This window comes from Enterococcus sp. JNUCC 77 (genome assembly GCF_054819945.1).
This window is the reverse complement of sequence record NZ_JBTHIG010000001.1, coordinates 1,366,692-1,379,147: the sequence shown is the minus strand read 5'-3', so window position 1 is coordinate 1,379,147 and position 12,456 is coordinate 1,366,692. Positions and strand designations below refer to the sequence as shown.

General features: G+C 35.3%; 12 protein-coding genes and 1 other RNA gene. 11 read left to right on the top strand and 2 right to left on the bottom strand.

Translation table 11 applies throughout. The features are described 5' to 3' along the window. Positions 1-131: 131 nt before the first annotated feature. The 6 genes from ACVWNY_RS06835 (at position 132) to nth (ending at position 6,103) form a co-directional block, all read left to right on the top strand. Positions 132-566, top strand: a complete 435-nt coding sequence (locus ACVWNY_RS06835; protein WP_218325226.1) for a Fur family transcriptional regulator — start codon at positions 132-134, stop codon at positions 564-566. Positions 567-918: 352 nt separating this feature from the next. Then, complete coding sequence (gene ald, locus ACVWNY_RS06830) at positions 919-2,028, top strand: alanine dehydrogenase (RefSeq protein WP_218325227.1); 1,110 nt, start codon at positions 919-921, stop codon at positions 2,026-2,028. After that, on the top strand, positions 2,028-3,035 hold the full coding sequence (tdcB, locus tag ACVWNY_RS06825; protein ID WP_218325228.1) for a bifunctional threonine ammonia-lyase/L-serine ammonia-lyase TdcB: 1,008 nt from the start codon (positions 2,028-2,030) through the stop codon (positions 3,033-3,035). The genes ald and tdcB overlap by 1 nt, the downstream gene beginning before the upstream one ends. Before the next feature lie 281 nt (positions 3,036-3,316). Next, positions 3,317-4,660, top strand: a complete 1,344-nt coding sequence (locus tag ACVWNY_RS06820) for an FAD-dependent oxidoreductase (protein ID WP_218325229.1) — start codon at positions 3,317-3,319, stop codon at positions 4,658-4,660. Positions 4,661-4,743: 83 nt separating this feature from the next. Beyond that, positions 4,744-5,445: a DnaD domain protein gene (locus ACVWNY_RS06815; RefSeq protein WP_218325230.1), complete on the top strand. Its 702-nt coding sequence runs from the start codon at positions 4,744-4,746 to the stop codon at positions 5,443-5,445. A gap of 1 nt (position 5,446) precedes the next feature. Next, positions 5,447-6,103 (top strand): endonuclease III, encoded by a 657-nt coding sequence (nth, locus tag ACVWNY_RS06810; RefSeq protein WP_218325231.1) that lies wholly within the window; start codon positions 5,447-5,449, stop codon positions 6,101-6,103. Between the two features lie 16 nt (positions 6,104-6,119). Here the strand turns inward: nth and ACVWNY_RS06805 are convergent, their stop codons facing one another. Further along, on the bottom strand, positions 6,120-8,423 hold the full coding sequence (locus tag ACVWNY_RS06805) for a PBP1A family penicillin-binding protein (RefSeq protein ID WP_454071184.1): 2,304 nt from the start codon (positions 8,421-8,423) through the stop codon (positions 6,120-6,122). Positions 8,424-8,426: 3 nt separating this feature from the next. Beyond that, positions 8,427-9,038: a Holliday junction resolvase RecU gene (gene recU / locus ACVWNY_RS06800; RefSeq protein WP_218325233.1), complete on the bottom strand. Its 612-nt coding sequence runs from the start codon at positions 9,036-9,038 to the stop codon at positions 8,427-8,429. 68 nt (positions 9,039-9,106) lie between these two features. Between recU and ACVWNY_RS06795 the strand changes: the two genes are divergently transcribed. From ACVWNY_RS06795 to ACVWNY_RS06775, 5 genes are all read left to right on the top strand, one after another. Beyond that, positions 9,107-9,664, top strand: coding sequence for an SLOG family protein (locus tag ACVWNY_RS06795; protein WP_218325234.1), 558 nt, complete (start codon positions 9,107-9,109; stop codon positions 9,662-9,664). A 70-nt stretch (positions 9,665-9,734) separates the two neighbouring features. Continuing rightward, complete coding sequence (gpsB, locus tag ACVWNY_RS06790) at positions 9,735-10,175, top strand: cell division regulator GpsB (RefSeq protein ID WP_218325235.1); 441 nt, start codon at positions 9,735-9,737, stop codon at positions 10,173-10,175. A gap of 18 nt (positions 10,176-10,193) precedes the next feature. Then, an RNA gene (rnpB, locus tag ACVWNY_RS06785) (RNase P RNA component class B) lies at positions 10,194-10,563 on the top strand. Positions 10,564-10,648: 85 nt separating this feature from the next. Beyond that, the gene (locus ACVWNY_RS06780; protein ID WP_454071183.1) at positions 10,649-11,809 is read left to right on the top strand and encodes a THUMP domain-containing class I SAM-dependent RNA methyltransferase; all 1,161 of its coding nucleotides are present in this window, start codon (positions 10,649-10,651) and stop codon (positions 11,807-11,809) included. Continuing rightward, positions 11,802-12,449: an HD domain-containing protein gene (locus tag ACVWNY_RS06775; protein ID WP_454071182.1), complete on the top strand. Its 648-nt coding sequence runs from the start codon at positions 11,802-11,804 to the stop codon at positions 12,447-12,449. The genes ACVWNY_RS06780 and ACVWNY_RS06775 overlap by 8 nt, the downstream gene beginning before the upstream one ends. Positions 12,450-12,456: the final 7 nt, after the last annotated feature.

Genomic DNA, 12,456 nt, shown 5'->3' with positions numbered 1-12,456 from the left:
AAGTACTGAAATTTCAGTGCTTTTTATTTTGAAAAACTTGATTATATCAAGGAATTATCTATAATAAGCTGGCTTTTATTTAAAAAGAATAGTATTATTTAAGAAAGATTATAAAAAGGAGGTTTCCTTTCATGACAGAACAAACTGTAAACCACGCGATAGACGATTTAAAGGCTGGTGGTATTCGTATCACACCGCAACGTCATGCTATTTTAGAATACTTAATTACATATAAAAACCATCCAACTGCTGATGAGATATTTCAAGATTTAGAAAGTCGTTTTCCTAATATGAGTGTAGCAACGGTTTATAATAATTTAAGAAAATTTGTTAGTATCGGTATTGTTACAGAAATGAGTTATGGGGATACTGCTAGTCGATTTGACTATACTCAAAAAAAACATTACCATGCAATATGTAATGAATGTGGGAAAATTGAAGATTTTTCATATCCAGGATTAGAAGATGTAGAAATGGCTTCAAGTAAACTAACCGGCTTTCAAATAAATGAACATCGGCTAGAAGTTTATGGTATTTGTCCAGATTGTCAACAGAAAAATCAATAGGCTAAACAACTTTGCTCGAGATAAAAATCTCGAGCTTTTTCTTTGTCTTTTTATTGGAAATACGTGTAACATACACTTTAACAAATATAAAGCTTCTTCTGTTTTAATAACGATGGTAGCGGAATCATAATTTTTGTTTTTTATAAAAAAATGAAAATGAAAAAAAGCTAATAAAAAAACGCACAAGCAGCAAGGGTTTTATGAATAAAAAAAATTATTAATTAATTTAAAATGAAGACAGATGAGACAATGATAACATCTGAATCGTTTTCATTGCGTTGAGTTTTTATTGTGATATATTTTACATGTTAAAAGAAAACAATCAAAAAATAATTTATAGAGGTGAATGATTTTGAAAATTGGAGTTATTAAAGATCCAAAACAAGGTGAAGCTCGTGTAGGGATGACACCTGAAAATGTCAAAATTTTAGTTGAAGCAGGTAATGAAGTTTTAGTTGATAATAACGCTGGTGCTGGTTCAGGTTTTAATAACGATCAATATGAAGCGGCTGGCGGAAAAATTGTAGATACAGATACAGCATGGACTGCTGATTTAATTGTAAAAGTAAAAGAACCAATGGAAAGTGAATATCACTATTTTAAAAAAGGCCAAATTATTTGGGGATTTTTACATTTAGCAGCTAACAAAGCTTGTGTTGAAAAAATGATGGAAGTTGGCGTAACAGCTTTATCTGGAGAAAATATTTCAATCAACGGCGTTTTAGAATTGTTAAAACCCATGAGTGCAATTGCTGGTCGTCGCGCTGTTAACTTAGGTCAATATTATTTAGAAAAACAACATGGTGGCGAGGGTATTTTATTACCAGGTATCGAAGGTGTTGAAGCTGCGACAGTCGTTATTTTAGGCGGCGGTAATGCTGCTGAAAACTCTGCAGATATGGCTGTTGGTTTAGGTGCCCATGTAGTTATTTTAGAAGTAAATGAAAACCGCATCAAACAATTACAAGAACGTTACAAGAATGACAATGTTGAAGTCATTGTTTCTAATACCGAAAATTTAGAAAACCGGATTAAAGATGCAGATGTATTTATTTCAACTGTTTTAATCCCAGGTGCTCGCCCACCAAAATTAGTTAAAGAATATATGGTTGAATCAATGAAACCAGGTAGTGTGATTGTTGATATCGCAATTGACCAAGGTGGTACGGTTGAAACAATTGATAAACCAACCAACCATGCTGATCCAGTATTTACAAAACATGATGTAATTCATTACGCTGTTCCAAATATGCCAGGAGCTGTACCTCGTACAGCAACTATTGCCTTAGCAAAAGGAAATATTTCATTCTTAAAAGAAGTTAGTGTTAAAGGATTAGACGAAGCTTTGAAATCAGACAAAGAATTATTATCTGGTTTAAGCGTGTATAACGGAAAAGTAGTTTCAAAAGCTTTAGCGGATTCAATTGATGTAGAATACACAGAAGTGGGAGATGTTTTATAATGACAAGAATTGCGACAGATTTACCAGTAACGATTGAAGATATTCATGAAGCAAAGAACGTGGTAAAGCAATATGGTCGTAAAACACCATTGATTCAATCAATGTTTCTAACTGCCAAAACTGGCGGCGAAGTTTATTTGAAATTAGAAAATATGCAATTAACTGGCTCATTTAAATTCCGTGGGGCTTACAATAAAATTGCACATTTGACCGAAGAAGAAAAAAATCGCGGTGTTATTGCAGTTTCAGCAGGTAACCATGCCCAAGGTGTAGCGTTAACTTCTAAATTATTAGGAATTAAAAGCACTATCGTTATGCCAGTGACTGCACCAAAAGCTAAAGTTGAAGCAACTGAAGGCTATGGTTCAGAAGTAATTTTACATGGGGAAAGCTTTGATGAAGCAAGAGCTTACTGTGAAAAAATTGTTGAAGAAACTGGTGTGACTTATATCGCACCTTACGATGATGAATACGTAATGGCTGGTCAAGGAACAATTGGTTTAGAAATTTTAGATGATTTATGGGATGTTGATACTGTATTAGTTCCTGTCGGCGGTGGTGGCTTAATCGCTGGAATTGCAGTAGCTTTGAAAACATTTAACCCACATATTAATATTATCGGTGTCCAAGCTGAAAATATTCATGGTATGACCGCCTCTTATGAAGCTGGAAAAATTGTTTCTCATAAAGAAGCAGCAACTATTGCTGATGGTACTGCAGTAGCAGTTCCAGGAACACTAACGTTTGAAGTAGTAGAAGCTTTAGTTGACGATATGGTTGTAGTTTCTGAAGAAGAAATTGAAGCTGCTATGAAAGACTTAATTCAACGGACTAAAATTGTTGTTGAAGGCTCTGGTGCACTTGCAACAGCAGCAATCCTAGCAGGTAAAGTGGATAAATATGTAAACAACAAAAAAGCAGTTTGTGTAGTATCTGGTGGTAACGTTGACTTAAAACGGATCATCGATGTAATTGGTCACTTCTCAGTTGCAAACGAATTAAAATAAACTTTGAACTTAAAAGCATTCTTTCTTCCGTATTTAAAGGAGGAGAGAATGCTTTTTTTATGGACATACAAAGGGGTAATTTATAGAATTATTTCTAATGAATATTAATAATTCAAAAATAAAAATATTTTGATGTTTAAATGATGAATAAATACGTATGGTTAAGGCACTTTAGTATTTGTACTTTAGTGAGCAAAAAAATAGGGCTTGCTGCGCTAGTTTGTTATACTTTTCTTGTGCAAAAAGGCGCAAATTTCTAAATAATAGAAAGAGGGAATGGAATGAAAGTAGTAGTAGTTGGCTGTACCCATGCAGGAACAGCTGCAGTAAAGAGTATTTTAGAAAATCACCCGGAGGCAGAAGTAACCGTTTTTGAACGGAATGATAATATTTCTTTCTTGTCTTGCGGGATTGCATTATATGTCGGTGGTGTTGTGAAAGATCCAGCAGGCTTATTTTATTCAAACCCTGAAGAACTGGCTTCACTAGGTGCAACTGTACACATGGAACACGATGTGACAAAGGTTGATACCGATGCAAAAACTGTAACTGCTAAAAATTTAAAAGACAATGAAGTACAAACAGTCTCTTATGATAAATTAGTCATGACCACCGGTTCTTGGCCGATTATTCCACCAATTAAAGGCATTGATTCAGAAAATATTTTATTATGTAAAAATTATAATCAAGCCAATGAAATTATTGCTTCATCAAACGATGCAAAAAGAGTCGTCGTTGTCGGTGGTGGCTATATTGGAATCGAATTAGTTGAAGCTTTCGCTGAAACTGGTAAAGAAGTCACCTTGATTGATGGATTACCAAGAATTTTAAATAAATATTTAGATAAACCATTTACAGATGTATTAGAAGAAGAATTACGTCAAAAAGGTGTGAAGCTAGCATTAGGTGAAAATGTTAGCGAATTTGTCGCTAACAGTGAGGGTAAAGTTGAAACGGTTGTGACGCCAAGTGATAGCTTTGAAGCTGATTTAGTTATTTTGTGTGTTGGATTTAAACCGAGTACGGACTTACTTAAAGACCAAGTGGAGATGTTACCAACTGGTGCTATTAAAGTGAATCAGTATATGCAAACAAGTAATCCAGATATTTTTTCAGCTGGTGATTCTACAATGGTTCATTACAATCCAAGCCACACAGAAAATTATATTCCACTAGCAACCAATGCAGTTCGTCAGGGTATGCTAGTCGGCAAAAATTTAGTAGAACCAACTGTTAAATATCGTGGTACTCAAGGAACTTCTGGCCTTTATTTGTTTGGTTGGAATATTGGGTCAACTGGTTTGACAGCAGAAAGTGCTAAAATTAACGGCGTTGATGTAAATGTGACAGTTTTCGAAGATAATTATCGACCTGAATTTATGCCAACAACAGAAAATATTTTAATGGAAATTGTTTCTGAAAAAGGTACAAATCGAATTGTTGGGGCTCAATTCTTATCAAAATATGATATTACCCAAAGTGCTAACACGATGTCAGTTGTTATTCAAAATGAAATGACTTTGGAAGACTTAGCATTACAAGATTTCTTCTTCCAGCCACATTTTGATCGTCCATGGAATTACTTGAATCTATTGGCACAAGCGGCTTTGAAAAATATTAAATAATTTTTCCAGCAGTGACTCTTTAGTTGCTGCTGTTTTTCTTAGCCTATTTGGTGTAAACTCAAATGAGAAATGGAGGAAGATAGATGATTTCCTTAGATGAATATTTAGCCGCTGGACAAACGACTGTCTCAAATTTACTTTTAAAAAATTATCGTAGGTTAGGCTTAAATACCAACGAGTTCATGCTTTGGTTGCAATTATATGTTGAAAACCAAACGGGAAATATTTTTCCTGATATGACAGAGATTGCCCGTAGAATTGGTTTACCAGCTGATCAAATTTATCAAATTTTAAATAGTATTATCGGCAAAGGATTTGTAGCATTGGAATCAAAAAAAGATGAAGCAGGTCGCCAAGCCGATTATTATAACGTTTCATTAGCCTTTGATAAGTTAACAATATTGGTTGAACAAGAAAAGTTTAAGAAAACTGAAGATGCCCAACAAATTTCCCAAAAGAACATGTTCACCACCTTTGAAAAAGAATTTGGTCGTTCTTTATCACCAATAGAATATCAGAAAATTGGCTATTGGTTGGAAGAAGATGGTTATACGCCAGAATTAATTACTTTGGCGCTGCAAGAAGCCGTGCTAAATCAAGCCTACAATTTTAAATACATTGAAGCAGTTTTACAAAATTGGGAGAAAAAAAATATCCAAACCAAGCAACAAGTCATGGATGAACAAAAACGTAGAAAGCAGTTAATTCTACAAAAAGAAGAAGCGAATTACCAAGAAAATTTACCTGAAGTGTCGCTAGATGATTGGTTAAATGGGGAGGATTAGCATGCTTAGTCAGACAAAAACAATGGAAGCCATGAATTTAATGTACCAAATGTTTCCAGAGGCCCATGGTGAGCTGGTAGCAGCGACTCCTTTTCAATTAATTATTTCAGTTATCTTAAGCGCACAAGCTACGGATGTCTCTGTTAACAAAGCAACTCCGGTTTTATTTGAAAGCTATCCAGATGCAGTACATTTAGCAGCAGCACCAATCGAAGATATTATTGCTAAGATTAAGACAATCGGTTTATATCGAAATAAAGCCAAGAATATTAAAGCCTGTAGCCAAATGATTTTAACAGATTTTGGTGGAGAAGTTCCAAAAACAAGAGAAGAGCTGGTTAAGCTACCAGGTGTCGGTAGAAAGACAGCTAATGTTGTTTTAGGGGATGCTTTTGATATTCCGGCCATCGCCGTGGATACCCATGTAGAACGGGTTAGCAAAAGACTTAGAATTTGTAAGCAAAGAGCATCGGTTTTAGAGGTAGAGGAAACATTAATGAAGAAAATTCCAGAAAATCTTTGGATAAAATCTCATCATACAATGATCTTTTTTGGAAGATATCATTGTACAGCCAGATCTCCTAAATGTCATTCATGTACTTTGCTTGATTTATGTCAAGAAGGAAAAAATAGACTAAAAGCCAACGGAAAAAAATAATTTCCGTTGGCTTTTTTCATGGGGTAGTTCCGGCATCGCCACCAGTTGGGTCATCGCCACCACCATCTACCGGAGGTGTGCTACTGCCAGTTCCATCATTATTAGTATTACCATTGTTTACACTTGAAGATGGAACTGTTTCATTGCCAGTAACTGAAGAGCTAGAATAATTGTTATAATCCTGAGCAGCAGAGCTTGATGAACTGCTGTTATCATAATAGTTATTGTAGCTAGATGTTGAATTATTGTAATAATTATTGTAACTAGTGCCATCTACTGAGTTAGAGGCGGTTGAACCATTTATATATAATTCTCCACCGACTCGACTGACATTACTTGGTTTTGTCCAGTCTGCGGGTGCTTGATCCTGAGAAACATATTGCATCATATTTCGATAAAATAATTGTGCGATATTTTCTGAGGCAGTCGTAATCGGCGTCATTCGGTTGCTATACCCTGTCCAAACAGAAAGTGCATAATTTGTTGTATATCCAGTAAAAGACACATCTGGTGAAATAGTTGAGTAATGAGGGATTTTCGCTAATTCCTCGGTACTGTAATTTGAAGTTCCAGTTTTACCGGCTTGAGTAACGTTATAAATTGAAGCATACGTACCTGAACCTTTTGTAATAACATCTTTTAAGACATCAGTGACCATGTAAGCAGTGGATTCTTCCATTGCTTTTTGACCAGCACTTGAAAAACTTTGAGTTGTTCCGTCTAAGTATTCAATATGGTCAATGTAAGAAGGTTTATAATAGGTCCCTCCATTTGAAAAAGCAGCATAAGCGGCAGCCATTTTTTCAGTAGAAATACCATATTTCGTTCCTTCTTGCGTTTCAGTATTACTAGAGATGGCATTAGAGGCCAAGATATCTTTATATTGAATACCTAATCCATTTAAAAATTCAGCTGATTTATCAGCTCCAACTTTTTCAAAGAGTTTTACAGCCGGAACATTACGTGAATCATATAGTGCTTGTCTTAAGGTAATGGTTCCCATATAAGAGTTATCCCAGTTGTTTACAGCCGTTTTGGTACCAGGATAATTATATTTAGCGTCGGTAATAGTTGCACCTGTCGAATATTGTAAGTATTCAAACGCCGGACCATAATCAGTAATTGGTTTAACAGTGGAACCTAAATCGCGATCCGTACTAACAGCTTGATTAAAACCTAAATATACATCATCAGCAATGTTTCTTCCGCCAATTTGAGCTGTTACATTACCAGTATTTACATCAACCATCGTAGCGGCTACTTGAAAATCATCATCAGGATAGGTAATCGTACCATCGGTATTATTGGCTAAATTATAGATGTAAGTTTGCTGATCCATATTTAAGTTAGTATGGACTTCTAATCCGTCTGTATAGACATCTTTATCAGTTTCTTCTTCAATTTGATTAATTACTTCTGTTAAATAGTTATCAACAATTTTTCGCGTAGTATTATCGCCTGTATTTAAAGGTTGCAGGCCTGCTTGAATATCAGTTGCGACAGCTTCATCATATTCTGATTGGGTGATTTTATCATTTTCGAGCATGGTGTATAAAACAGTATCTCGACGTTTTTTAGCAGCTTCTGCATGTTCATAAGGTTCATATGAATTTGGTGCTTGTGGTAGTCCAGCTAATAGGGCTGTCTCAGCAATTGATAAATCACTTAAATTTTTACCATAATAAGTTTCTGAAGCAGTTTTCATTCCGTATAATCCGTTACCCATATATACTTTATTAATATAATAGGTAAGGATTTCTTGTTTGCTTTTTTCTTTCTCTAAACGAGTAGCTAGCCATGCTTCTTGGGCTTTTCGTTTTAAGGTTTGATCGGATGCCTTGGTAGAAAAGACTGATAGTTTAACTAACTGTTGAGTTAAAGTACTACCGCCTTGTAAACCACCTGAATCAGAATTGGTGATGTTGTGTATTAAAGATCCGGCAATTCGAATTGGGTCAATACCGTGATGCTTATAGAAGCGTTGATCTTCGACAGAAACAATTGCATCGTCTAAGCGTTGAGGAATTTCTTCGCTAGTTGCTTTTTCTCGATTTTCTGAGCCAATATCTTCAAATAAATTACCATTAATGTCATAAAATTTTGAAGAAGCGGTAGAATCTAAACTTTTTTCAGTAATTGGTTCTGCGTCCTTTGCATAGTAAGCAAATACGCCAATTCCGCCAAGAACACCAATAAGAACTAAACCCACAAGTGCTGTCAGAATTTTTAGAATAATCGACCCAGACTTTCTCGTTTTTTTACCTTTTTTTACCTTAGTGGATGTCCCATGACTCTGATTGGAACGGCTTCGGTTGGCCATAAATTATAACTCCTTTTGTTGAATATATTGATTGACTGCATCCAAATAAGGAATTCTAGGTGCAATCTTAGTTGGAACTTCAATCCCTTTTTTTTCGATGATTGATAGTGGAAGAGATTTTTTTCCATCTTTTTGTTGATGCCAATAATAAATTAAATCTTCGCTAGCAAAAAAGAAGCAGCGTTTTAGACTAGAAAACCACAAAAGGACAAAGCATATGCCATTTTGCTTAAGACATCTTTCCATATGAATAATCTGATGTTCATGAAAATTCTTAAAAGGAAAAGAAGTTTTGTTTTTGGTTTCCTTTGCTTCGAAATCCAAATAATGCCCGTTGTAAACACCATTATAATCGGTTGTTGAAGGTTGTCTGAAATAGGCCTCTTTAATGACGGCGGCACTTCTCTTAGGGTAATCAACCTTAACAATTTGTAAAGGGGTTGGCTTTTTATGGATAACAGCTATATCATAGTTTAAGTAATACTCATTACTCAAATTGATTGCTTCTTCAAAGCGCATTCCGCGGTTAGCAAAATTTGGTTTCTTTTTTTCATTTTTTTCAGAAGTAGTCTTATGATTACTGAAAAGTTGACCGTTGGGATAATGAAAAGGCATTCCCATCACACTCCTAGGCTACATTATAACAAATTTTTGTCTTTTGTACTGAAAGTAGAGGAAAATTTATGAATCAAATCATTAAAAAAATTTATATTACTGGATATCAAAGCTATGAATTAGGAATTTTTACTGAAAAAGACCCTAAAGTTGCAGTCATTAAGAATGTTTTAAAAAATCAAATTATTCAATTAATCGAGAATGGATTGGAGTGGATAATGATTTCTGGTGCTTTAGGCTGTGAACTATGGGCAGGACAAATTATAAATGATCTGAAGCAACAATACCCAGAAATAAAACTGGCTGTCATTTTTCCCTTTAAAGATTTTGGTTCTAATTGGAACGAAGCCAATCAGTTGTTATTGCAAACAGTTGTTGGTCAGGCCGACTTTGTAGATTCAGTCAGTCATAAACCATATGAGAATCCTAGTCAATTTAAGAATCATATAAATTTTTTATTACAACATACTGATGCAAGTTTAATTGTTTACGATCAAGAATATCCGGGTAAAACACGCTATTTTCTAAGGGATGTAGAAAATTTTCAAAAGAATAAAACCTATCAAATTTTTCCAATCACAATGGACGATCTTGAAAATTCAGTATATTTGGGGGATAGTGTTTGATTTACGAACGTTTATCAGCTAGAATATATTGGAGAACAAATGAAGTTAATGATATTAATGAGGTGGAAAAATGGCGAAATTAACGTACACTCCAAATGATATTTTGGAACAAGATTTCAAAACAAAAATGCGTGGTTACGACCCAATTGAAGTGGATGAATTTTTAGACAATATTATCAAGGATTACGAAGAGTACAATAAAGAAATTTTAGCTTTAAAAGAAGAAAACGACCGTTTAAAAGCGCGAGTTGAGCAATTGTCAAAAACACAGTCGACTGCTGGATCAGCTGCGACTGCTCCAACTACTCCGCAACCAAGAACAAAAGAAGCAGCTCCTAAGGGATCTGCTGTAACAAACTTTGACATTTTAAAACGCTTGTCAAATCTTGAAAGAGAAGTTTTCGGAAAAAAATTAGATCAACAAGCAAAGGTTACAGGTAATACGCGGACTGATTTAAGAAAAAACTACACTCAAGCAGATGATGACAATGAAAAAACGCGCCAATTTTAATTTAGTATAATAATTGCAATTTTTGGGTAATCGCGGTGTATTTTTAATATGCTGAGGAAAGTCCATGCTCGCACAGTCTGAGATGCCTGTAGTGTTCGTGCTTAGCGAAACCATAAGCTAAGGTACCAATTATTTTGGTAACGGCAGAAAAACAAGCTAAGGAGAAATCTATGCTTTAGTATTCTTGAAAGTGCCACAGTGACGAAGCATTTTGAGAAATCAAAATGGTGGAACGCGGTAAACCCCTCGAGCGAGCAACCCAAACGATGGTAGGGGCGCTTTTTCTAAGGAAATGAACGATGAAAGAGCCGAATAATTTCGGAGATAGATGATTACCACTGAACTTGTTTACCTGAAACAAGGAATGTACAAAACATGGCTTACAGAAAATTGCAAGATTCAGGAAACCTTCCAACTTTGCTTGTGAAGGTTTTTTTTACGAAAAGAATAAGATGGAATAAATAGGAGATATTATGACTAAACAATATAATTTAATTGCCACAGCAGCAGCGGGAATCGAAGCGCTAGTTGGTAAGGAATTGCGAAATTTAGGAATTGATTGCGAAGTAGAAAATGGTCGCGCTCGTTTCAGTGGAGATTTAGAGACCATTGCTACAACAAATCTATGGCTCAGAACGGCAGACCGGGTAAAAATTATCGCTGGAGAATTTGATGCTTATACTTTTGACGAATTATTTGAGCAAGTAAAGGCTATTCCATGGGAAGACTATTTACCTTACGATGCAGAATTTCCGGTGGCTGGGCGTAGTATCAAATCCAAATTATATAGCGTTCCAGATTGCCAAGCGATTACAAAAAAAGCCATTGTGGAACGCTTAAAAGAGGTCTATCATCGTCCTGCGCGAGTACCATTGCCAGAAACTGGCGCATTTTTTCAATTGGAAGTGGCTTTACTAAAAGATCACGTAGTGTTGACGATAGACACAACTGGACCGTCGTTGTTTAAACGCGGTTACCGTTTAGAAAAAGGTGGCGCGCCATTAAAAGAAAACATGGCAGCTGCTTTAATTGAATTAACTAATTGGCGTAAGGATCGTCCTTTCTATGATCCAGTTTGTGGTTCCGGAACGCTTTGTATTGAAGCGGCTTTAATTGGTCATAATATTGCTCCGGGCTTTAATCGTTCTTTTGCCTGTGAAAAATGGGATTGGGTCGACAGTGATATTTTTGAGAAAGTCCGTGCAAAAGCAGACGAGCAAGCGGATTATGAGATTGAATTAGATATTACTGGTTCTGATATTAATGGAAGAATGATTGAGATTGCTAAAGCAAATGCGGAAGAGATTGGTTTAGGAGATTCGATTATCTTCAAACAACAAGCAGTCAAAGATTTCAAAACTGATAAAGAATATGGGGTAATTGTTGCCAATCCGCCTTATGGTGAGAGGTTAGGTGAAGAAGCGAGTGTGCGCCAGCTTTATAAAGAAATGGGTGAGGTCTTTCGTCCTCTTGAAACATGGAGTAAGTATATTCTAACTAGCGACTTAACTTTTGAAGAGTTTTATGGTGCAAAAGCTACTAAGAAAAGAAAACTATACAATGGTGCGATCAGAACTGACTTGTTCCAATACTGGGGAAAACGTCCACCTCGTAAGGAAAAAAAAGATGAATAAAGAATTAACAGCTATAAAAGATTATAGCTTTCAAAAATTAAGTAATGAAAAAAGTGGACATGATTTTTTTCATAGTCAAAGAGTAGCTAAAATCGCTAAAAAACTAGCAGTTAAAGAATCAGCCAATCAAGAATTAGTTGTTGCGGCAGGTTATTTACATGATGTAATTGATGATAAGGTTGCTTTAGATCCGGTAGCTGAAAAGAAAGCAATTGAACAACTATTACACTCATTAGGTTGGAACAAGGAAAAAATTAATGAACTCTTTATGATTATTGAAAATATATCTTTTTCAAAAGAGCTGGAGTCAGGTAAAAGAACATTAACTTTAGAAGGTGAAATCGTCCAAGATGCTGACCGTATCGATGCTTTAGGTGCAATCGGTATTATGCGAACAGCATATTATGGAGGAGCTCATCAAAATATTCTTTATGATCCAGCAATAAAACCAAGAGATTTAACAAGTAAAAAAATGTATCGCGATGAAAATACGGTCATTAATCATTTTTACGAAAAATTATTAAAATTGCCAGCATTGATGAATACTGATGCCGGAAAAAAGGAAGCAAGGCGCAGAAAAGAGTTCATGGAGAATTTTTTAATGGAATTTTACCATGAATGGGAGAACGAAAAAGAATAACAGGCGA

Excerpts from the sequence above, each read along its gene's own strand:
- recU (WP_218325233.1), bottom strand. The coding sequence starts at position 9,038 with ATGCCTTTTCATTATCCCAACGGTCAACTTTTCAGTAATCATAAGACT.
- ACVWNY_RS06775 (WP_454071182.1), top strand. The coding sequence starts at position 11,802 with ATGAATAAAGAATTAACAGCTATAAAAGATTATAGCTTTCAAAAATTA.
- ACVWNY_RS06780 (WP_454071183.1), top strand. The coding sequence starts at position 10,649 with ATGACTAAACAATATAATTTAATTGCCACAGCAGCAGCGGGAATCGAA.
- ACVWNY_RS06805 (WP_454071184.1), bottom strand. The coding sequence starts at position 8,423 with ATGGCCAACCGAAGCCGTTCCAATCAGAGTCATGGGACATCCACTAAG.
- ACVWNY_RS06795 (WP_218325234.1), top strand. The coding sequence starts at position 9,107 with ATGAATCAAATCATTAAAAAAATTTATATTACTGGATATCAAAGCTAT.
- tdcB (WP_218325228.1), top strand. The coding sequence starts at position 2,028 with ATGACAAGAATTGCGACAGATTTACCAGTAACGATTGAAGATATTCAT.
- nth (WP_218325231.1), top strand. The coding sequence starts at position 5,447 with ATGCTTAGTCAGACAAAAACAATGGAAGCCATGAATTTAATGTACCAA.
- gpsB (WP_218325235.1), top strand. The coding sequence starts at position 9,735 with ATGGCGAAATTAACGTACACTCCAAATGATATTTTGGAACAAGATTTC.
- ACVWNY_RS06820 (WP_218325229.1), top strand. The coding sequence starts at position 3,317 with ATGAAAGTAGTAGTAGTTGGCTGTACCCATGCAGGAACAGCTGCAGTA.
- ACVWNY_RS06815 (WP_218325230.1), top strand. The coding sequence starts at position 4,744 with ATGATTTCCTTAGATGAATATTTAGCCGCTGGACAAACGACTGTCTCA.
- ACVWNY_RS06835 (WP_218325226.1), top strand. The coding sequence starts at position 132 with ATGACAGAACAAACTGTAAACCACGCGATAGACGATTTAAAGGCTGGT.